Raw genomic sequence first — 22,268 nt, 5'->3', positions numbered from 1 at the left:
GACCTATCCCATGTAAATGACCGGGAGGCCTGACCGTTCAAGTAGGCCCGAGCGTACCCGAGGCGGCGATATTCGAACGATTCTACAAAGGTCGTCTATTCTCGAACCAGCGCTCAACAGGTGTAACCAGTGAAGTCGTCAGGATGACGGTAACTGCGCCGATGCATAGCGAAAGTGTGGGGACCTCGGCGAAAAAAAGCCATCCTGTGAGTCCCGAGAACAGGATGGACAGATACCCGATCGGCGCAAGGAAACGGGCCTCTTGTTTTTGGTAAGCCCTCAACCAGCAATATTGGCCCAGTTGTGCCAAAACACCGATGAGGATGATGGTTGGTGTCTCGGTCCAGGAGATGGGCACCCAGACGATGGCCGCCGGGATCGAAGTCAGGAGGGTGAGGCCAACGGTGTAGAACAGCATCAGGACGACCGTGCTCTCTCCGGCCAGACGCCTTGTCCGCACGACCGCCATGGAGCCGAACACCACGGATGCGAAAGCAGCGACCAGCCCCACATTCCATGCAATGGTATCCGGCCGCACCATGATCAGGACACCAAGAAACCCCACCCCTGTCAGCGCAAAACGGATCCTCGTGACTCGTTCCCCGAGCAGGATCGCGGCCATGCCCATGAGCACGAGAGGTCGGGTGAAGCCGATGGCCGTCACCAGCGCCAGCGGAAGAGCTGTAAATGCAGCAAAATTGAAGGTCAGGGCCGCCGAATTGAACCCCACGCGGATCAAATGATCGCGGAGATTCGAAAGCTTCGTCAGCTCCGAGCGGTGGCGCCAGACGAGCGGAGCCACCGACAAGAGCCCGACGAGGGAGCGAAGGAAGACAAGCTGAACGGCTGGATAGGTCTCGCCCTGCACCTTGACGATGGCCTGCATCGTCGTGACCAGCGCCATGTCGACCAGAAGCCACCCTGCGCTACGCCAGAGCGGCACCGCAGTCGCCTTAGAAGAACTTGCCAGATCAGCCGACATATCCTTCAGGCCGGCTGCACCAGGTTCGCCAGAAGCCGGAAAGCGCCTGAGACGAGCTTATCCATCTGGTGATGCAGTACGAGAGCCATATGGGTGTGGCGTCCGAGACCGATCCGGGCCGAGACCAGGGATCCCTTGAGAGGGCTCTCCCCCTGATCACTCAGTGACAGCAACTCCTCATAGCTTGGATCGTAGTCCGAGGCGAAATAAAGCCCCCGCTCCTTGTCCCAGCCCTGCCAATCTGCCGCTCCAATTCGGTTGGGATAGTTCAACAGCGGGCTTTCGGGCTGCAGAACCGTTATGGGAGCCGAAGGATCGGTCACACGCCACCGGAGCGAGGGTGAACCAATCGCCAGGCGCCGTGGCGGGGTATGATCGGGATCCCAGAGATCGGTCGGTCGGTGATAGAGCGTCACCAGGTGACCACCCTCCTCCACGAACCGATGTAACCGCTTCGTCGCAGCCTTGAGATCACGTCTCAGTCCGAATGCAAAGATGCCGATGACGATGGTGGTGTATTCTGACAGAGATCCGGCCTTCAGCTCTGCCTCTCCGAGATCCGTCACGTCGAGACCGAGGCTGCGCATGTGGAGACCGACATTATCACTTCCGCCTCCGACATAGCCGATGCGGGCACCCACCGGAAGAGTGATGTCGAGGGCAAGAACCTTGAACTCCGCTGGCGCGGTGAACGAAGTGGGCCGGATATGCGGATAGGCGATGGCTTGGACGGTGCTAGCCGATCTGCCGTCCACGATGGGAATGAACCTGGAAACTCCGGCATTCACCTCTCGGGGCGGGTCGATGATCCAATCCCCATGCTGCCGCCGGACGCTCCATCCGTCCGGAGCCTGCCAATCCGTCGGATTGGCCCCGACCGCGTGAACACGGATAGTCGGCGCTTGCTCAGTCGTCCTGATGATCGCCATGGCGGGATCAAGGAGCAGCGACTGCAACGGGCCAATCTTCAGAGGCTCCTCGGGATCGAGATCAACCCGGATCGTCCGCCCGCCAACCTCGCCGGAGATTTGAATGCCGGCCTGACCGTTGCCACCGAGAGGGTCGAAGGCTACGGGGTAATTGCCCGTGAGGGACGCCGCAGAAGGTATCTCTATTGTATATTGAATGTGTCCCGGTTCGCGGGAGACTTCCTTGGCTTCGATCCCATCTGGAAGCCGTGGAGTGACGGCGAGATTCGCGAGGCCGGGAGCATCGATGTGGACGTCCAAGGCGATTCGTGAATCTGGATGGCTTGAGCCCGTGAAGATCGCCTGGGCAGCGTTCGCCTGGGCTTCGAAAAGAGCGGCATCGATCTCCCGCAGCTTGCGGTCGAGACGATGACCAATCTGATCGACGGCATTCCGATCCGCACCCGCCCGTGTTTCTTCAATCAGCCGTGCCGCTCGGGTGAGCACCTCGCTGATCCCCCTGCGGTCCGGGAAGGCTGCTATGGCAGCATCGAGACCCGTCTGGGCCTCCCGCAAGGCGGCTGCGGCAGCATCGGTCAGGCCGGGTGTGACCGCGAGATCCGCAAGGGTTGCAGGGAGATGATCGCGGATGTCGCTTTCCGTGATTGAGGCGCCCTCGGCCTGACACTTCAGGTGAAGGCTCCATTGATCGACCGGATTGTCCCGCCAGACCCCCATCCCCTGCGATGCGTGCGCCGCGCGCGACCACTCACCGAGCTGCCGGTACGCCAAACCGGTGACCTCATCACCGCCATCAACCTGGATGCGAAGAGTGGTGTTCGGCGGCGGTACCTCGTCATCGTAGGCATAGCCCGCCCCCGACCAGGACGGCAGATAGAACTTGGACACCTGCCACGGCTGAAGCCCCAGTTCTGCATGCTCCGGAAAGGCAGAAGGCTCGGCGGCCAGAATGAGGGCCTTCTCGGCGGCTCGCGTCATGGCACGATGGTGTCCGTGCTGGCCGGGCACGTCCAAAAATGTGGGAATCACAATGTCCGGTCGATACTGCCGATAGGCTCGGACGAGACGCTCGACGATGCGCTCCTCGCCCCATCGCCGGAGGGTATCGTCGCCGTTCTTGGAGAAGCCGAAATCGTGCACTGGATCGTCCGGGCCGTGACCAAGCCATGCCACGTCGGCATCCATGCGGCGCGCGGCTTCCTCCATCTCGGCGGTCCTGAGCACGCCGAGGGCGCCTCCCCGCTCCGGGCCGAGGGCATTCTGGCCGCCCTCTCCTCGGGTGGAGCAGGCGACCACGGTGCGCATGCCGAAGGCGAAGCGCAAGGCCGCCAGCATGCCGTTGATCTCGTCGTCCGGGTGCGCACCCGTGTTCATGACGGTGAGCACGGACGGCAACCGGCTCAATGCCCGATGCAGGCGGACCAGTGCCGGCTGATGAACGGCGCGGGCGAGACGGCTGCGGTCATCCAGCAAGAGAGATCTCCTCTTTCGGTGGTTCACTTCGGGCTGCATGGGCCGTATCAAGCCGGGGGGTCATCGTTTCCAGGAGCGGCAAGGCGGCGGCGCCGAGAGCTGCCGTAAGCCGCCCCGTCCGACCATGAAGCAGGCGCGCTTCGCTCCGGTTCCTACGACGCGCAACCGACAAGGGCAGCGGCTGCATGGCTTGGGTGAGATCTTCCAGGAGTCCCGGTGGAAGAGCGCCGCCGATCACGATGGCCTCGGGATCGAACAAGTTTTCGAGCATGGCAATCTGCGGCGCGAGATAACCACCAGCCTCCTCGATCCATGCCTGAATGACGGGATGTTTTTCGCTGTGGAGTCGCTCCAAACGCGAATAGTCGACGTTGTTGATCCCGGCACCAGCCAGTCTCTCGGTCAGGGCCTGGATCGACGCGTAGGCTTCAAGGCAACCGTGCTGTCCGCAGGAGCAGAGGCGCCCTCCCTTCTCCACCAGCACGTGTCCAATCTCGCCTGCGTTGCCGTTGGCCCCACGATAAGGGTGGCCGTCGATCATGATGCCGAGACCAAGTCCCTGCCCAAAATAGATGAGACAGAAATTCTTCAAATCCTTCGCTGCGCCGTGAAGGCGCTCGCCGACAGCTGCTGCCGTAGCGTCATTCTCAAGGGTGATGGGCGAGCCGAGCATTTGGCCGATGCCGGTGGCCGCGTCGAAATCCAACCACCCGGAGAGCGTCGTCGGCCCGACGGATGTCATGCCTTCCACGTTGAACGGACCGGGCATCACGACGCCGACTCCGAGAAGCTGTGGCACAGGAGTCTTCATCTGCGCTTGCGCGGCCTCGATTTCGGCCTTGATAACCGGAAGCACAGTTTTGGGATCGTTCCGCTGAATCGATAGAGTCCGCTGGGCACGAACTTGGCCATCCATCCCCACGAGAAGGGTGGATACATGATCGGCGGCGATCTCGATTCCGGCTGTCATGCCGCCATTTGGATTGACCGCGAACTGGATCGGCGGCAATCCGCGCCCTGCCCTCAGCCGCCCTGTTTTGATGAGCAGTCCGTCCGAGACGAGATCATCGACAATATTAGAGACCGCTTGGGTGCTCAGATGGGCATGCCGGGAGATTTCCATACGCCCGACTGGTCCAAACTGGCGTACGACATCCAACACCACGCGGCGGTTATGAGAGCGGTTCCGCTCAGGATTGCTTCCAATCGTCGATCGCGCCGCAGCTTTGGATTTTCTCGGCATCTCCACCACTCCACCGTACAACGATGGCTTGGGTCAATGAATAACTCAAGTGAATTATCTTATTGACAGGTCCTTAAGTCTAAGTGAGCCTTGCATTCGGAACGGTCCTCCGAAGGCCGCGACCAGAGAAGCGTGGGCGCTCGGCGCCAGCAATAATGGAGAGGGATATGCGTTATCGTCACATGCTTGCGAGCGTCGCCCTGGGCTTCGCCACTTTAGCCTGTTCCGGAGCCAAGGCGGTCGAAATCGAATACTGGCAATACGTCTTTGACACCCGGGTGAAGGCGATGACCCAGCTGATCGCCAAGTTCCAGGAGGCCAATCCGGACATCAAGGTCAAGCAAACGACCTTCCCCTATGCCGATTACCAGACGAAAGTCGCCGCCGCGATTCTCGCCGGACAAGGGCCGGACGTGGTGCAGCTCTTCTACGGCTGGACCGACAATTTCATTTCGGGAAAGATGATCCGGCCGTTGCGCGCGGAAGCATTTCCGAGCGCCGACATCGAGCGCGACTTCTTCCCGATCGTGAGTGCCATGAAGCGCGGGAACGACTATTACGGTCTGCCGACCGCCGTTCGTTCGCTGGCGCTCTTTTACAACAAGAAGGCCTTCAAGGACGCGGGCCTCGATCCCAATAACCCGCCCAAGACCCTCGACGAGCTTGTTGCCGCAGCCGAGAAGACCACCAAGCGCGACGGCAGCGGCAATATCGTTTCCGCCGGCATGACCCTCGACATGGGCGGGCAGGATCACCAATGGTGGCGCGAAGTCCTGATCCGTCAGTTCGGCGGTGTTCCCTATACCGAGAACGACACCAAAGTTGCCTATAACGACGAGGCAGGTCAGAAGGCGCTGACGTTCTATACGGATCTCCAGAAGAAGCACAAAGTCGGCCAGGCCGGCTTCATGGAGGACGGACAGGCCGCCTTCCGCGCGGGCCTCGCCGCCATGACCATCGATGGCACGTTCCGCCTTGGCTCCTTCGGCACGATCAAAGCCTTCGAATGGGGCGTGACCGAACTCCCCGCCAACGCCCAGGGCGTGCGCAGCAACTATGCCAGCTATTTCGCCAACGCGATCACCACGAAAGCGGAGGGCGAGAAGCTCGCAGCCGCCGAGAAGTTCCTCAGCTACGTGTCTTCACCGGAGGCCATGAAGATCTGGATGGATGTCGTAGGCGAGCTGCCTGCGCGCCGCACTGCAGCTCTGACCCCGGAGAACATCGCCAACCCGATCTACGGTCCGTTCCTCAAGGGTCTGGAGTATTCGCATACGACCTTGTTCAAGGACGAGGCCGCCCAGCGGCAGGTGGCGATCGACATGGCAAACCGCGTTCTGATCGGTGGCGAGGATCCGAAGACCTCGCTTGCCAAGGCCGCTGAAGCCGAGCAGGCGATCATCGACCGCGCGAAGCGCTAAGCCCAGTCCGCGAGGAACAGGTTCATGTCCGTTGCCGCACATCGGGAGGCCGCGACCGGCGGCCTCTGGTCAAGGATGAGCCTTGGCCAGAAACAGCTGATATGGGCGTGGGGCTTCCTCGCGGTTCCTCTCCTCTTCTACGTGGTGATCCGGTTCTGGCCGACCTTCCAGGCCTTCTACCTGTCCGTCACGGACTGGACCATCACGAAGCCCGCCGCCTTCGTCGGGCTTCAGAACTACAAGAGACTTCTGGCGGACCCTCTGTTCTGGCAGGTATTTCGCAATACCTTCCTTTACCTGATCCTTGGCACGCCGATCAGCCTGCTGATCTCGTTCGTGGTCGCCTATTATCTCGATCGGGTGCGGTTCATGCATTCGTTCATCCGCGCGCTGTATTTCCTTCCGTTCCTCACGACAGCAGCGGCGATGGCCTGGGTCTGGCGCTGGTTCTACCAGCCGGTCCCCATCGGCGTGATCAACGACATGCTTTCCGGCTTCGGCATCCCCCAGCAGCCGTTCCTCCGCTCGACCTCTCAGGCGCTGCCGGCGGTGCTGGCCCCGGCAATCTGGGCGGGCCTGGGCTTTCAGATCATCATCTTCCTCGCGGGCCTGCGGGCGATTCCGATCACCTACTACGAAGCCGCCCGCATCGACGGCCTTTCGGAAGGCGCGATCCTGCGGAAGATTACGCTTCCGCTGCTCAAGCCAACCCTCGTCTTCCTCGTTGTGTTTTCGTCGATCGGATTCCTTCGCATCTTCGACCAGGTCTACAATATCAACACGAACGATCCCGGCGGACCTCTGAACGCCACCAAGCCCCTCGTTCTGATGATCTACCAGACCGCTTTCAGCTCCTACGAAATGGGATACGCCGCGGCTCAGACCGTTGTCCTGTTCCTGATCCTGCTCATGATCTCCCTCGTCCAACTGCGCCTCATGAGTGACCGCTGATGAAAGACACTGCCTCCTCTCAGGCTCTTCCGATGGCGCGGGTCAGACCGGGCAGGATCATCACCTGGACTTTGCTGTTCATCGGCGGCGTCATCATGGTGACGCCTCTGCTCTTCATGCTTTCCACCTCACTCAAGGATGCCTCCCAGGTCTATGACCTGCGCGTCATCCCGGCTGCGCCAACCCTCGACAACTATATCGAGATCCTGAGCGACGGCCGTTTCACGCGCTGGTTCATCAACTCCACGATCGTGGCGATCATCGTCACCCTCTCGAATGTGTTCTTCGACAGCCTGGTGGGCTATACGCTGGCGAAATTCCGATTCCGGGGCCGTTACATCGTTTTCATCGCGATCCTGTCCACCCTGATGATCCCGACCGAGATGCTGGTTCTGCCCTGGTATCTCATGGCAAGCCAGTTCGGTTGGATCGACAGCTACTGGGGCATCATGTTCCCGGGCATGATGACAGCGTTCGGGACCTTCCTGATGAAGCAGTTCTTCGAGAGCGTGCCGGACGATTTTCTCGAGGCCGCACGCATCGATGGTCTCAACGAGTTCACCATCTGGTGGAAGATCGCCATGCCGCTGGTGACCCCTGCCCTGTCCGCGCTTGCGATCTTCACCTTCCTCGGGAACTGGACTGCTTTTTTCTGGCCGCTCATCGTGACCACGAGCGCCGAACTCTACACCTTGCCCGTCGGTCTCTCCAGCTTCGCAGTGGAACAGTCGGTACAGTGGGAGAAGATCATGACGGGCGCCAGCATCGCGACCCTTCCCACTCTCATCATCTTCCTCTTCCTCCAGCGCTACATCGTCCGGGGCGTCATGCTCGCCGGACTCAAAGGCTAAAGCCGATGACTACAGGCACCTTCAACGACACCTCCGTCTTTCCGGATCCAGTCTACAAGGAGACCGTGCTTCGCCCTCTCTTCGATGGGGCCAGGGATCATCATGTCGAAGGCTTTCGCTTGATCGACCGGGCTCATCTCGTAATGCTCTATCAAACAGGCATTCTCACCATAGAGCAGGCCCGTCCCATCGCCGAAGCCCTTGAGGCGATCGACCGCGAGGTCGATGTCGGCAGCCTGACCTACACCGGAGAGGTGGAGGACTTTTTCTTTCTCATCGAGAAACAGCTTCGCACCCGCCTGGGGCCGGATCTTGCCGGCCGCCTTCATACGGCGCGTTCCCGCAACGATATCGACCATACCCTCTTCAAGCTCGGCCTCAAGCATCGGATCGATCCCCTGCTCGAACGTCTGGCCCATCTGGCCCAAACGCTGGCCTCCGTAGCCGAGCGGGAAAGCAAGACGCTTATCGTCGCCTACACCCATGGACAGCCGGCGCAACCGACCGTCTTCGGCCATTATCTCTCCGCCGTTCTGGAAACATTGCTGCGCGACATTGCCCGCCTGGAATCCGCGCGCGACATCGTCGACCGCAGCCCCATGGGAGCCGCTGCCATCACCACCAGCGGCTTTCCCATCGACCGGGATCTGATGGCACACCTCCTCGGTTTCAGCCGACCGCTGCAGAATTCCTACGGCTGCATCGCATCCATCGACTACATCACGTCCACCTACTCGGCGATTGAATTGGTCTTCCTTCATCTCGGCCGCTTCATCCAGGACCTGCAATTCTGGACGAGCTTCGAGGTCGGACAGGTCTATGTGCCCAACGCCTTCGTGCAGATCAGCTCGATCATGCCGCAGAAGCGGAATCCCGTTCCCATCGAGCACATGCGCCATCTGGCATCGCAGACGGTTGGGCGGGCGCAGGCCATGATCACGATCATGCACAATACGCCCTTTACGGACATGAACGACAGCGAGGGCGAGAGCCAGGGCTTCGGCTATGGTGCATTCGAAAGCGGCGGGCGTGTTCTCGATCTCCTGGCAGCGCTTGTTCCGGCTCTGCATATCAACGGTGACCGGGTCCGGCAAAACATTCGCCGCAGCTGCATCACGGTCACCGAACTGGCCGACACTCTGGTGCGACTGGAGGGGCTGTCCTTCCGGGAGGCCCACGAAATCGCCGCAGAAGTCTCTCGATCCGTCGTGAGCATCGGCGGCGATATTGGGACGGACGGCTACGAAGCGTTCCAGAATGCCTTCAAGCACTGCACAGGCCGCGGCAGCTCTGTCGGACCAGAGAACTTCGCCGAGATCGTGTCTCCTGAGAACTTCGTTCGAGTCCGCGACCGCTTCGGCGGTCCGGCTCCCAAGGCGCTGGCCCAGGCCCTTTCTGGCTACCGAGAGGAAATTTCAAGCATCAGAAGCCGGATGAAGGCAGCCCAGTTGCGTGAGACCGCATCGGCCGAAGATCTCCACTCCCGTTTCACCGCCCTTCTCGGAGCTCGCTGATGGCGACCATTGAAATCGATCGCTTGGTCAAGGCCTATGGACGTACCACCGTCGTTCATGGAATCGATCTTGCGATCCAGGACGGAGAATTCGTGGTGCTCGTCGGCCCCTCCGGTTGCGGCAAGTCCACAACGCTCCGAATGATCGCGGGTCTCGAAGAGATTACCGGCGGCCAGATCCGCATCGATGGGCGCGTGGTGAACGATCTCCAGCCCAAGGAGCGGAACATTGCCATGGTGTTCCAGAACTACGCGATCTATCCGCATGTGACGGTTGCCGACAACATCGCCTTCGGGCTCTACCGCTCCAAGCTCTCGAAGAGCCAGAAGCGCGCGCGCGTCGCGCAGGTTGCCGAAACACTGGGGCTTACTCATCTGCTGGAGCGCCGCCCCTCTGCCCTGTCAGGCGGCCAGCGCCAGCGCGTCGCTATCGGTCGCGCTATGGTCCGCGATCCTTCGGCCTTTCTTTTCGACGAGCCGCTTTCCAATCTCGATGCGCAGCTCCGCACCCAGATGCGCATCGAGATCAAACGCCTTCATCACAGGCTCGGCACGACCTCCGTCTTCGTGACACACGATCAGGTGGAAGCCATGACCATGGCAGACCGGATCGTCGTCATGAGGGAAGGCAGAATCCTGCAGGTCGGCTCCCCGCTCGAGCTGTACGAGAGCCCGGTCGATGTGTTCACGGCGCGGTTCATCGGCAGCCCGACCATGAACCTGCTCCCGGGCGCTGTTCGGAACAATCGGATTGAGCTGTCGGCTGGCGGATCCCTGCCGGCGACGGCAACCATGGCTACGACGCCTGAGGTCCTCGTCGGCGTTCGTCCCCAGGATCTCATGCCGACCGGAAGCGATGCAGCGGGCTTGACTCTCTCGGGCGCCGTGGTCGTCGTTGAAACCCTGGGGTCCGAAACACTTGTTCACATCGAGAATGACGGGCAGACCATCATCGGCTCGGCGCCGGGCCGACTGATCCCCAAGGTTGGTGAGCATCTGACCCTGCATGCACCGGTCGACCGCCTGTACTATTTCGACAAGGCGACCGAAAAGGCATTGGCGGCCCGATGAGTGCGGCATCCAGCGGGAGAAGCAAGGTTCTGTGCCTTGGCAGAACCTACTGCGACATCATCTTCACGGGCTTGAACGAGATGCCGGCGCTGGGCCGGGAGCGATTTGCTCAAAATGTAACGATTGCAGCCGGCGGTGGAGCCTATATCACGGCCGCCCATCTTGTGGCGCTCGGGCGGCCAGCGGCTCTTCTCTCCCGGCTCGGAATGGACCCCCTGTCACGCGCTCTGGAAGGGGAACTGGGCGCCAGTGACATCGATCTTTCGTTTGTGGAGCGCGCCGAGGATGCCGGTCCTCAGCCCACTGTAGCCTTGGTTCAGGGCGGAGAGCGGGCCTTCGTATCCCGTCGTGCCGGCGGCTCCCGCCCAGCCAACTTGGAGCAGGCACTCTCTGACCCGGATGTCGCTCATCTGCACATCGCGGAATTTACGACGCTTAAGGATAGTCCCGGTGTTATTTCCATGGCCCGGGATCGCGGCCTCACGATTTCGCTCGATCCAAGCTGGGACGACCAGCTGATCCGTCAGGATGATGCGTTCTTTGAGACCTGTAAGGGGATCGATATTCTCTTCCCGAACCTTGAGGAGGGGCGTGCCCTGACGGGCGAGGATGATCCACGCGCCATTCTCAGTAAGCTCCGGGAGAGCTTTTCCCTCGTCGTACTCAAATGCGGCGAGCAGGGAGCATTGGCATATGACAATTCGGGCTCTGCCAGTGCCGGAGCGCTTCCTGTCGACGTTGTCGATACCACCGGAGCCGGCGATGCCTTCAATGCCGGCTTTCTGCACGCCTGGCTGAAGGGGCACGACCTTCGCGAGAGTCTTGGCGCAGGTGTAGAGTCTGGATCCCGCTCCGTTCAATCGGTCGGCGGCGCCCCAACAAAGGCAGCTCGTTAGATCAATCGTCTGTGTGTCCCCTCTCTACGCGCGTGTCGCCTGTCAGGTCAGACGCCCACGGGCTGCGACAGGCAACTCGCCGACGATTTCATTCCCACGGACCGTCACCAGCCGATCAACCATGTTGACGACAACACACACGTGATTGGGGACGATTCGAACGACATCGCCGACATTGGGACGATCATTGCAGCCTGACAGGTCCAGAAAACCGTGTTCTTCGGCAAAGCGGGCGATCTTCGCCTGTGGATGCTCGAGGATGAGGCCATGTCCCTCCAACCCACCCGTATCGCTCGTCAGGGTTTTCGATCCGGAATCGAGAATGCCGCGCTCGGACCCCGCCCGGCTGACGACGGTGGCATAGACGGTCAGCGCACAATCCTGCAGATGCGCTACACCGGCTGCCAGCATCATCCGGTCATTGAACACTGATGTTCCGGCCCGGTGCTCGGTCACGCCATTGATCTTGCCTAGATTGAGGAGATTGGGTGTCCCTCCAGATGATACGATCTGCGGCTCGAGACCGAACTCACGGATGCCGGCCGTGGCCGCGTCGAGGAAGGCTTGCGTCTCTCTCATGGCGTTTTCAGGCGGGTACAGCATGAACCCCGCGAATGAAAGACCAGGACGTGATGCAATGTCCTTGGCGAGGGCCACGGCCTCTTCAACCGTCTCGACGCCTGCCCGCTTGCGTCCGGTATCGCACTCCACCACCACACCCAGATCTTGCCCGCCTATGGCAGCGGCCTGAGGCAGGCCTGCGACTACCGTAGGGTTGTCGGCTGCAACGGTCATTTTCGTCCGAGACAGCAGCCGGCCAAGCCGGCCAAGCTTTTCCTCACCTAGGATGTTATAGGCGATCAGGATGTCATCGTGCCCAGCCTCGGCCATGACCTCGGCTTCGCCGATCTTCTGGCAGGTAATGCCACGGGCGCCGGCATCGCGCTGCATGGATGCAATGACGGGGCTCTTATGAGTCTTGATATGCGGCCTGTTGGCAACACCCGCAGCGTCACATAATTCCTGCACTCTGGCAATGTTGCGCTCGACGACATCGAGGTCGATGACAACCGCAGGTGTCCCGAACTCACGCGCAACCTTGGCTTTGAGATCCTCGATGCTCATGGCCTGCACTGCCCTCTACTGCCCTGTCCTTGAATTTGGCAGGACAATAGAGCATCGGAAGAGAACTGTCTTGCCTCTCCTGAGGCTACTCCAAACCACCCTCCGCGACGTCACTTTCGTCATTAACCTTCCCTTAATTTCAGGAAGGCGCCCGCTATATGGACTGGCATCCTCGACTAATATGGTCCGGACAAATGCCTTCAGAGACGGTTCCCGTGCTTTACCCACTGACGCAAAATCCACTCCTTCGAGTTCTGGACATCTTAGGCCGGGATTTCGCCTCCCATCCGTCAACACCGATGCAGCCGCCGCTTGGGCCCAAGACCGGTCAGCCAAGAAGCTCGGAAGAGATTGCTCTTGAAAAGGGCTTCAACAGCCTCTCCGACATGCAATGCCGGATCGCGGAAGCTGAAATTGGCTTGTACTCGCGATCAGCAGCACTCGCGCAATGGTACTACACGGACGGATCCAAGGCTGGCCTGGAAGCCCTGATCAAAGCCCAGTACACGTTCTTTGCGCCACAAGCAGGCGCTAATTCCGCCTGAACCATCCTGATCGGGTTTTCGAGAATTGCTCTGCCAGAAGCCGGGAAGAAACCCATCCCTCGGTATTCCCCAAACGCCTTTCCATCCAGGAGGATGCCTCATGAGAAGCGCAGCATTGGCAACTTTCACCCTATTGGCAATCACCTCTCCCTCGCTCGCGCAGGACATGAACCATCACAACCGTATCGATTTGATCCGTCCTGATGCCCCGGCTCTCTCCAAGCCTGGGGAGCATGGGATCGGTGTCCGCACGATCGAAGTGACCAACAAGGACCAGATCGACGTCTCGAAGGCAACAGCCGGACAGGAACCACCCCGCTTTGATCGCAAGCTCACGCTCGAGGTCTGGTATCCGGCCGAAACGCAAGGAAGTCAGTCTGGCGCGTATAGCGGTGTATATCTGCGCGATGGCAAAACACAGGTAACGCTCTACGGCAAAGCTGTACGAGACGCCCAGCCCAAGCGGGCCGCCGGCACCGGCTCATCCTACCCGCTGGTTATCATCAGTCATGGCTACCCGGGCAATCGCTTCCTTCTGAGCCATTTGGCTGAGAATCTGGCAACCAAAGGTTATGTGATCGCAGCCATAGACCACACGGATTCCACTTATACCGACCAAGGCAAGTTCGGTTCGACGCTGATCAATCGGCCTCTCGACCAGGTTTTTGTGCTCAATGCGTTGGATCAGTTGTCGAAGAACAATGGTCATTTCCTGAACGGTTTGGTCGACGTCTCACAGACCGGATTGATTGGCTACTCGATGGGTGGCTACGGGGCGGTCATCACTGCTGGAGCCGGTGTCACTAAGGAAGCCGTCGCGTATGACTCGGGCGTTCCGGCAGGTATGCTATCCCTGCATCTGGCTGGATCCGAGACGCATAAAAAGCTGCGCGACGAGCGAATCAAGGCTGTGGTTGCCATCGCACCGTGGGGCATGCAACGCGGCTTCTGGAACGATCAGGGACTTGCCGGAATTACGGCACCAATCCTCTACGTGGCCGGAAGCAAAGATGATGTTTCAGGTTATGAGAAAGGTGTGCGGACGCTTTACACAGGCACTGTCAATGCGGACCGGTATCTGCTCACCTTTGAGAACGCCAATCACAATGCCGCAGCACCTATCCCGGCGCCGGTCGAGAGCTGGCAGATGATGGACAGTGGCAACTCAACACCCTTCAACCATTATGCCGATCCGGTGTGGGACACAGTGCGCATGAACAACATCACGCAGCACTTCGTCACGGCTTTTCTGGGCCGCTATGTGAAAGCGGACGCGGAACTTGGCAGCTATCTGGATTTACCAGTAGAGCGGGCGAGTGACGGGGTCTTCGCGGCCAACAAGGACGGTTCGCTCAAGCCCGAGCATACCTATTGGAAAGGTTTCGCAAATCGAACCGCCGTTGGGTTGATATTGGAGCACAAGAAGCGAAGCACCAATTGATTGTTGATCCAACTGTAAGGGCCCGGCAACTGCCGGGCCTTCGTTCCCGGGGCAAGGGCTCGGGTTTGCCGGCGTCTATGGACTGCCACAAGCTCGTAGATACGAAAGTCCCTGCTGGTCCTGCCGTCTCAGGGGAAGACCGTACATAGGTAATTATGAAAATAATCCAAGAACTCTTCAGTCGTGCCCCATAAGCAAGGTGAGTAACCACTCCTAGACTATAAAACAGAGCCTACTTGCGTTAGGATCAAACAAAACAGATTTCCAACATCGTCTTCTATTCCATCTGTGCCACGCCGCGGACAGGAACAATGTTGCGAGATTTCTTTGATGCAGATTGGTCAGCAATTTGAAGAGCCGCTTCCTGTTGCCGTACGGGCCAATCGGGCGGTTCTCATCCTTGATGTTGTCGAATCCGTTCGTCTTGTGGAGCAGGACGAGACAAGCTTCATCGTGCGCTGGCTGGCATTCGTCGAACACGTCAGAACCCACATCCTTCCTGAGCATAATGGCCGTTTCACCAAGGGACTGGGGGATGGGCTCCTGCTGGATTTCGACGACATTCGATCTGCCATTTCTGCGGCTTTATCAATTCAGAGCGAAAGTCGACGTCAAGGTTCGGGGCTACCGGCAGATCATGCTCAGAATGGGGATCGAGGTCAGCGATGTCATCATCGATCATGCTGATCTTTATGGGCGAGGGGTAAGCAGGGCAGCCAGAATCCTCACTCTGGCGGGCCCCGGCGAGATCGTCATATCTGCGAATGTACGCGACCGTCTCACAGCAGATCTCGATGCAGACGTTGAGGATCTTGGCGAGTGCTATCTCAAGCATATGCCGTATCCCATCCGAGCCTATCGAATTGGACCACCTGGCCCGAAGCCGGTGATCGAACCTGGAACACTTCACGAAGATCTGCTTCCGACGCTTGCCGTTATCCCGTTTACCACGCACGGCATAGAAGACGAGCATAGCATCCTCGGAGAGGTTCTTGCAGAGGAGCTCATTCAGGATCTCTCACGCTCCCCGGAACTACACGTGATATCACGTCTATCGACGACTGTCTTCCGCGACAGGGGAGCGACCCTCGCTCAAGTCAGCACCAACCTGAATGCAAACTATGTTCTTTCGGGCTTTTATCGCATCAGAAGCTCGCAGGCCATTTTAGAGGTCGAGCTCGCGGAGTCCAAATCGGGTCAGATCGCATGGGCAGGGCGATACAAGGGCCAACTGGCAAGCGTCATCTCCGGCAAACGGGATCTGATTGACGAGATCGCCGCCAATGTGAGCACTGCCGTGATGGTCAGCGAATTGCAGCGCGCTCAATCGCAGGCTCTACCCACCCTGAAAAGCTATACGCTTCTCATTGCCGCTGTCGCCCTCATGCATCGCCTGTCGCCATACGACTTTGACGAGGCCCGCAAGCTTTTGGAAGCTCTCATCGAACGGGCACCACGGCAAGCCATACCTCGGGCCTGGCTTGCCAAATGGCATGTCCTGAGAGTCCAGCAGGGCTGGTCAGAGAACCCCCAGCAGGACGCTCAGTTCGCCCTCCAATGCACGAAACAAGCCTTGGATATCGATCCACACTGCTCTCTAGCACTCGCCATAGACGGGTTTGTCCATACGAATCTGCTGAAGAAGCTCGATATCGCCAAAGAGCGCTATGAGCTTGCCCTCTTGACCAATCCAAACGACTCGCTCGCATGGCTGCTCAAAGGCACCCTGCACGCCTTCAAAGGTGAAGGTCAGCAGGCAGTGAGTTGCACGCAGCGTGCTCGGAAGCTGTCGCCTCTCGATCCTCACCGCTACTTCTACGACTCTCTTTCCGCGACTGCTCACTTGGCTGCACATCAATATGATCGTGCCCTGAAGCTAGCGCAGCGCTCGCTGAGGTCCAACTGCACACATACCTCGACCCTTCGCGCCATGGCAATTGCGCAGTGGCAGCTCGGTTTTCATGACGACGCGCGGCGCACCGTCGAAAGGCTCATGCAGTTGGAGCCGCATCTCACGATCCGAACTTGGAGAGAACGCACGCCCAGTTCCGGATATGAGATAGGCGAGGAATGGGCTTCGGTACTCCAGAGTGCCGGCGTGCCCGAGTGACGCTTTTTGCGCGGAGTGAAAAGGGAGAGGACCAACGTGAGTTACTTTTCATCAGGGATCGGGCCTCTCGGAGGCGTCGGAGGCGTCGGGGGAGTGGGAGGGGTTGGCGGGGTCGGAGGCGTAGGCGGGGTCGGTGGAGTGGGCGGTGTTGGAGGCGTTGGAGGCGTCGGGGGTGTCAGCGGAGCCATTTACGACTCACCTCTGATAAGCGATGGCCTCATCCGGAGCCGCGACGGAATAGCCGGCAATTGGCTGCCTTCCAACATCCCGCCTGGACCATATCACCGAGAAGATGGCAGGAATCTTAAGCGGTGGTCGCCGTGGGTTCGGGCGGGCGTCATCGATGTCGAGATGATCTCACGCCTCGGATTTACGCTGGAGGATGCCACCATCCACCCGAGGCACATGGCCGTGTGGCATCTTGAGGTTCCCCCCCCTAGCGGAGAAAATGCCCCTAAGCCGGTCTATAAGCCGCTTATTCTCATGGCACGCCCAAGGAGGACCGTTTTCAATTCACAACTTGCGCTCATCAACTCCTACGCCGAACTGCGGGCTGATCGACAATCCGAGATCCTGGCGCAAATGGGTGGCGGGTTGGCCTTCTTAAGCTCCGTCAGTCAACTCCACCCTGACCGAACACCCTATACCCTGGAGCTTCTAGCGGCAGCCCTGCGTCTTGCAATGTTCGTTCACCTGCGGCTCAAGCAAGGCCTCGCCTGCCGCCGCCCGCTTGAATACTCGCCGCAAATCCAACCGATGATCATGACCCCGGCGCATGGATCTCTCCCGAGCGGCCATGCAACGGAGGCGTTCGTGGCTGCATTGGTTCTTTGGAACGTGATGCGCGCCTCAGGAAGAGTCGGTTACAATACCCTGGATTGGCGCACGCAACTCCTTCGTCTGGCGGCAAGGATCGCCATCAATCGGACCATTGCAGGAGTGCACTTTCCCGTCGACAGCGCCGCCGGTGCGGTTCTCGGCCTGACTCTTGGCCAGTATCTCGTCAATCGCTGCTCCGGTGCAGCAGGCTACAGTGCATGGCGCTTCGAAGGCACGAAGTATCCGCCCAGTAGCGATTTCATCTGGCACGAACTCTATGACGTGAATACGGAGCAACTCAAGTCCATGCCGATCGCGACGGGATATTCCGTCCAGTACGACTCCACCGCTCAGAGTATCAATCCAGCGCATCAATCCTATGTGCTCACATGGCTCTGGAACAAGGCGAAGAAGGAATGGAGTTGAACCCGAGACCTCCTGAACTTTGAAAGAAGGAGCATCCGATGGGCTGGAAGCTCGACCCACCTCCATACAACCCAATTCCTAGATCAATTATCGATCCATACGTGTTTTGGACCTGGGGCCCAGGCCTGTCGGATTTTATCCTGCCTTCCTTTGACAAACAGAAAATTCCTGTGCTTTTGCGGCAGCGGGAAAATAAATGGAATGACGAGGCTTGGGCGCTTTGGCGGGAACTCTCCGATCTCCCTCACCTGTCGGAAGATGCGCCTCGCGAAACGGAGCGCTTCACGACAGGATTCCTACCCTTCGATAAAACACGCAGTCTCTTGACCGAAGCCAGATACGAGCCATTCCTCCAGAGTCTCGATCGGTTCACCCTCGGCCCGCCCCTGCCCGCCTCTTCAGTTGCTGATACGACGGAGCAAGAGGCTCGCCGGTACCAGCCCCTGACTTCGACAAAAGCAACCGCCAAGACCGTCATCGTCGGCATCATTGATGATGGCATTCCCTTTGCCCATGAACGCTTCCGTAAAGCGGTCTCTCAGACCCGTGTCGAGTGTGTCTGGATCCAGGACGGTATCTATGACGGAGGGTTGAGCGGCTTCAAATACGGCCGAGAGATCAGAAAGCCGGTCATCGACAATCTGCTCGTGACCTGCCGGCAAGGCGACTTGGTTGACGAAGACGAAATTTATCGTCGCTTGCAACTCGCCGATTTCACAATGGACGGCCGGAAGAGCCTGGCTTGGCGAGCTTCGCACGGAGCCCATGTAATGGATATCGCCTGTGGATGGGAACCCAATCAGGCACCCGATTGGCGGATCGTCTGCGTTCAACTCCCAACCGCGACGACTGCCGATTCCTCAGGCGCCAGCCTAGCGCCGTATGCCGTCGATGCGGTGAAATACATTCGCGATAAGGCTCAGGAAATTGCCGGACCAGGCAAGAGCCTGCCGATCGTTATCAACTTCAGCTACGGGCTGCTGGCTGGACCTCACGACGGCACACACGAAATAGAGTTGGCAATCGACGAAATCCTGCATGAGCATAACAGCAAGGCCGGCAACAAGCCGATGAGGCTTGTCATTCCGTCCGGCAACAGCCACCTTGCCCGTGCGCATGCGACGATTGCGTTTGGGTCCGCTTCCGATGAGGTGACCCTCCCCTTGCGGATGCTGCCTGACGATCACACGCCGAGTTTCGTCGAGATATGGCTCCCCCATGCCGCTGTCGCAGGCAACCGGGTGAGACTGACGATTGAGACTCCGGCCGGAGAGATCAGTCCGCCGCTGATGGAGAACGACAACCAGATTCTTGAGCTCGAGACGAATGGGCAGGTGATCTGTAATGCAGGATATTATTTTTTCCCTGCGCCGACAAACCGTGGGATGTTCCTGATCTCGCTTCAGCCCACAGCAAGAATCGAGGCCGAGAACTCGCCCATCCCTGTCGACCCGATGGCACCACACGGTGTATGGATCCTGACCCTCACGAATAACGGGCTTTCGAGCCAGGAGAAAATCGAAGTCTGGGTTCAGAGAGACGATGCACCCTATGGCTATCAACGTCGCGGGCGGCAAGCCTACTTCGATCACCCCTGCTACAAACGTTACGACGAAGCAGGTCGTCCTATTGAAGAAGACGACCCATCCTGTCTCGTCAAGCGAGCAGGCATGATCAATGCAATCGCGACTGGAAAGGAAACGGTCGTGATTGGAGGGCTGTTAAGGCAGGAGCTTCGCCCACCCTACTATTCCGCTGGCGGGCCGATCACGCCCCCAGCCGGCGCCCCATCCGCACATCGCCGCGGGCCGGAGGCGCTGACAATAAGCGACGACTCTCTGGTTCACGCCGGTGTCCTTGGTGCTGGGACACGCAGCGGATCGGTCGTTGCGATGAACGGTACGAGCGTCTCGGCACCGTTGATCACCCGCTGGATTGCCGGCGAGCTCGCCAGTGGACGGGCCGGGAACAGAAAGGCAGTTCGGAAGCTCGCCTATAATAATGAAGTCCTCCTTCCTGCCCCCAAGCCTTCGCCTGAAAGAGGGGGCGCGGGCCGGATCATCCTTCCACCCGTTCGCCCGGTCACAGTAAAGAGGTAGAGCAGCCACCATATGCCCGTCGGGTGCTCCCTCCTGTTGATCAGCTCTAGAAGCCGCAAGTCAACGAAGGCAGCAGCGCCTTGAAGCCCTTGTTTGCCGCCTTTTCTTGCGACCTCACATTCCTGCGAGCGCTATGTATTTGATTTCGAGGAAGCCTTCGATGCCGTATTTGGAACCCTCGCGTCCAAGACCTGACTGCTTCACGCCGCCAAAGGGCGCCATCTCGTTGGCAAGCGCTGGCGTGTTCACCCCTACCATGCCGCTCTCCAATGCCTCCGCCACCCGCCACACGCGGGCCATGTCACGGGCATAGAAGTAGGAAGCCAGACCAAACTCCGTCGCGTTGGCCATCCCGATCACCTCCGCCTCGTCCTTGAAGGTGATGATCGGTGCCAAGGGCGCAAACGTCTCCTCCTTCGTCACCTTCATGCTCTGGTTGATGCCCGTCATCACGGTGGGCTCGAAGAACGTGCCGCCTAGAACCGAGCGGCGGCCGCCCACCAGAATCTGCCCGCCCTTATCCAGCGCGTCTGCCACATGCTCCTCCATCTTGGCCACGGCCCGCGCGTCGATCAGTGGCCCCATGGCCACGCCGGATTCCGTGCCACGCCCAAGCTTCAGCCCTCTTGCCTTCTCGGCCAGCTTCTCGGCAAAGGCCTCGGCCACGCTCTCCTGCACATAGATGCGGTTGGCGCACACACAGGTCTGGCCGGCATTGCGGAACTTGGACGCGAGCGCCCCATCCACTGCCGCATCGAGATCCGCGTCGTCGAACACGATGAAGGGCGCGTTGCCCCCAAGCTCCAGCGATAGGCGCTTAATGCTGCCTCCCGCCTCACGCATCAGCCAGCGGCCCACATTAGTGGAGCCGGTAAACGTAATCTTGGCCACTTTCGGGTTGTGGCAGAACTCCTCACCGATGGGCTTGGCGTCATTGGTTGTGATCACCGAGAAGGCGCCCTTCGGCACACCCGCCCGCTCGGCAAGCACGGCCAGGGCAAGCGCCGACAGCGGGGTCTGGGCTGCGGGTTTGAGAACCATGGTGCAACCGGCGGCGAGCGCCGGGCCGACCTTGCGGGTGATCATTCCATTGGGAAAGTTCCACGGCGTGATGGCGGCGCATACGCCCACGGGCTGCTTGAGCACCACGATGCGCTGGCTCGGGGTGGCGCCGGGGATCACGTCGCCATCGATGCGCTTGGCTTCCTCGGCAAACCACTCGATGTAGGCTGCGTTCGAGATCACCTCGCCTTTGGCCTCGGAAAGCGGCTTGCCCTGCTCGGTGGTGAGGATCAGGGCCAAGTCGTCGGCGTTGGCGATGATCAGGTCGTACCAGCGGCGCAGGATGGCGCTGCGCTCCTTGGCGGTGCGCCGTGCCCAGTCCTTTTGCACCGAGTGAGCCGTGTCGATGGCCTGCCTTGCGACCTCGGGGCCAAGATCAGGCACGGTGACGATCACAGCCCCGTCGAAGGGATCGGTGACAGGAAAGGTACGCCCGTCCGGCGCTTCCACCCACTCACCCGCCACATAGGCCCGATCCACCAAAAGCGAGGTATCCCGCAACTCCACAACACGACGATCCAAAGGTTTAGCATGGGCAGTCATGGCATAGCTCCAAATAGATGAATGGCAGCAGGCGCTGCGAGCGACACGCCTGAGAGGAACAGAAGGATGAACACGATGCGGCGCATCGTACTTGATGAAACTGGAGGTGGCCAGCGGCGTGCCAGATAGGTCGCGCTCATCACGGCTGGAATGGCAAGAAGGCCCGTCAGGTTCGGGCCTGACGGCAGATCGCCGGATAGCACCACGAGACCGATGCGGAAAACAGCGTTGAGCGCAAAGACGGTGACGAGGGTTTCCCGGATCTTCACCAGGGGCACGGGCTGGCGGTAGAAATGATAGACGAGCGGCGGTCCTGCGGTTGAAAACATCCCTCCCATGAGACCGGCGATTGCACCGAAGAAGAGGAACGATCCCTCTCCCGACTGCTTCGCCAAAGGCTCAGGCTTTCGCGCCAACTGCAAGCTCGAGACGATGATCACGAATCCGAGGATCAGGCGCAGAAGATCGGCCCGGGTTCCAGCAAGCCACTCCAGCAGCCAATAGCCGACAAAAAGCATCGGAATGCTGGCGGCCATGACGAAGCCGAATTCTCGCCACGCCACATCGCGCCAGCCTTTCAGCAGCATCTGCGTGGCATTCACGAGCGTCAGCACGCTCACGATCACGGCGGCATCAGGCAGAGACAAAAGCCCTATCAGCCCGACGCCGCCCATGGTGATGAGGCCGAAGGCGAAGCCCGTCAGGGTCTGCGCATAGGCCGCAGTGCCCGCCAGCAAGAGAAAACCGATGAGTTCCGCAACTGACATC

17 protein-coding genes are annotated in these 22,268 nt (G+C 59.7%); 11 read left to right on the top strand and 6 right to left on the bottom strand.

All coding sequences use genetic code 11. From position 1 onward, the window contains the following. Positions 1-82: 82 nt before the first annotated feature. Genes ILT44_RS11125 through ILT44_RS11115 form a run of 3 tightly spaced genes read right to left on the bottom strand, consistent with a single transcriptional unit; the run spans position 83 to position 4,627 of the window. Entirely contained in the window at positions 83-982 is a 900-nt protein-coding gene (locus tag ILT44_RS11125) for a DMT family transporter (RefSeq protein ID WP_372441150.1), read from the bottom strand. A gap of 5 nt (positions 983-987) precedes the next feature. Further along, positions 988-3,384 carry a PIG-L family deacetylase gene (locus ILT44_RS11120; protein ID WP_204239641.1) on the bottom strand — a complete coding sequence of 799 codons (2,397 nt, stop codon included), beginning with the start codon at positions 3,382-3,384 and terminating at the stop codon, positions 988-990. Next, positions 3,374-4,627, bottom strand: coding sequence for an ROK family transcriptional regulator (locus ILT44_RS11115; protein ID WP_239468096.1), 1,254 nt, complete (start codon positions 4,625-4,627; stop codon positions 3,374-3,376). Before ILT44_RS11115 ends, ILT44_RS11120 begins: the two co-directional genes overlap by 11 nt. A gap of 167 nt (positions 4,628-4,794) precedes the next feature. Here ILT44_RS11115 and ILT44_RS11110 point away from each other — a divergent pair, with 167 nt between their 5' ends. The 6 genes from ILT44_RS11110 to ILT44_RS11085 all read left to right on the top strand — a co-directional run bounded on the left by ILT44_RS11110 (position 4,795) and on the right by ILT44_RS11085 (position 11,330). Further along, positions 4,795-6,048, top strand: a complete 1,254-nt coding sequence (locus tag ILT44_RS11110; RefSeq protein ID WP_204239639.1) for a sugar ABC transporter substrate-binding protein — start codon at positions 4,795-4,797, stop codon at positions 6,046-6,048. A gap of 75 nt (positions 6,049-6,123) precedes the next feature. After that, positions 6,124-6,999, top strand: a complete 876-nt coding sequence (locus tag ILT44_RS11105) for a carbohydrate ABC transporter permease (protein WP_372441153.1) — start codon at positions 6,124-6,126, stop codon at positions 6,997-6,999. Continuing rightward, complete coding sequence (locus ILT44_RS11100) at positions 6,999-7,850, top strand: carbohydrate ABC transporter permease (RefSeq protein WP_204239637.1); 852 nt, start codon at positions 6,999-7,001, stop codon at positions 7,848-7,850. The genes ILT44_RS11105 and ILT44_RS11100 overlap by 1 nt, the downstream gene beginning before the upstream one ends. A 5-nt stretch (positions 7,851-7,855) precedes the next feature. Further along, on the top strand, positions 7,856-9,364 hold the full coding sequence (argH, locus tag ILT44_RS11095; RefSeq protein WP_204239636.1) for an argininosuccinate lyase: 1,509 nt from the start codon (positions 7,856-7,858) through the stop codon (positions 9,362-9,364). Then, positions 9,364-10,434, top strand: coding sequence for an ABC transporter ATP-binding protein (locus tag ILT44_RS11090; protein ID WP_204239635.1), 1,071 nt, complete (start codon positions 9,364-9,366; stop codon positions 10,432-10,434). The genes argH and ILT44_RS11090 overlap by 1 nt, the downstream gene beginning before the upstream one ends. Then, positions 10,431-11,330, top strand: coding sequence for a carbohydrate kinase family protein (locus ILT44_RS11085; protein WP_204239634.1), 900 nt, complete (start codon positions 10,431-10,433; stop codon positions 11,328-11,330). The genes ILT44_RS11090 and ILT44_RS11085 overlap by 4 nt, the downstream gene beginning before the upstream one ends. Positions 11,331-11,372: 42 nt before the next feature. Here the strand turns inward: ILT44_RS11085 and ILT44_RS11080 are convergent, their stop codons facing one another. Next, positions 11,373-12,455: a D-TA family PLP-dependent enzyme gene (locus tag ILT44_RS11080; RefSeq protein WP_204239633.1), complete on the bottom strand. Its 1,083-nt coding sequence runs from the start codon at positions 12,453-12,455 to the stop codon at positions 11,373-11,375. A gap of 158 nt (positions 12,456-12,613) precedes the next feature. Here ILT44_RS11080 and ILT44_RS11075 point away from each other — a divergent pair, with 158 nt between their 5' ends. From ILT44_RS11075 to ILT44_RS11055, 5 genes are all read left to right on the top strand, one after another. Further along, on the top strand, positions 12,614-13,000 hold the full coding sequence (locus tag ILT44_RS11075; protein WP_204239632.1) for a hypothetical protein: 387 nt from the start codon (positions 12,614-12,616) through the stop codon (positions 12,998-13,000). A 100-nt stretch (positions 13,001-13,100) separates the two neighbouring features. Next, on the top strand, positions 13,101-14,441 hold the full coding sequence (locus ILT44_RS11070) for an alpha/beta hydrolase family protein (protein ID WP_204239631.1): 1,341 nt from the start codon (positions 13,101-13,103) through the stop codon (positions 14,439-14,441). A gap of 535 nt (positions 14,442-14,976) precedes the next feature. Next, on the top strand, positions 14,977-16,551 hold the full coding sequence (locus ILT44_RS11065; protein WP_204239630.1) for a hypothetical protein: 1,575 nt from the start codon (positions 14,977-14,979) through the stop codon (positions 16,549-16,551). A gap of 483 nt (positions 16,552-17,034) precedes the next feature. Continuing rightward, positions 17,035-17,796: a phosphatase PAP2 family protein gene (locus ILT44_RS11060; RefSeq protein WP_204239629.1), complete on the top strand. Its 762-nt coding sequence runs from the start codon at positions 17,035-17,037 to the stop codon at positions 17,794-17,796. 38 nt (positions 17,797-17,834) lie between these two features. After that, the gene (locus tag ILT44_RS11055; RefSeq protein WP_204239628.1) at positions 17,835-19,895 is read left to right on the top strand and encodes a S8/S53 family peptidase; all 2,061 of its coding nucleotides are present in this window, start codon (positions 17,835-17,837) and stop codon (positions 19,893-19,895) included. Between the two features lie 114 nt (positions 19,896-20,009). Here the strand turns inward: ILT44_RS11055 and ILT44_RS11050 are convergent, their stop codons facing one another. Both ILT44_RS11050 and ILT44_RS11045 read right to left on the bottom strand, forming a co-directional pair. After that, positions 20,010-21,500: an NAD-dependent succinate-semialdehyde dehydrogenase gene (locus ILT44_RS11050; RefSeq protein WP_239468095.1), complete on the bottom strand. Its 1,491-nt coding sequence runs from the start codon at positions 21,498-21,500 to the stop codon at positions 20,010-20,012. Further along, entirely contained in the window at positions 21,497-22,267 is a 771-nt protein-coding gene (locus ILT44_RS11045) for a sulfite exporter TauE/SafE family protein (RefSeq protein WP_204239627.1), read from the bottom strand. Before ILT44_RS11045 ends, ILT44_RS11050 begins: the two co-directional genes overlap by 4 nt. Position 22,268: the final 1 nt, after the last annotated feature.

Source organism: Microvirga arvi (genome assembly GCF_016892765.1).
GTDB lineage: Bacteria > Pseudomonadota > Alphaproteobacteria > Rhizobiales > Beijerinckiaceae > Microvirga > Microvirga arvi.
Note: the sequence above shows the minus strand (reverse complement) of the source record. Positions and strands in the feature narration are given on the sequence as shown.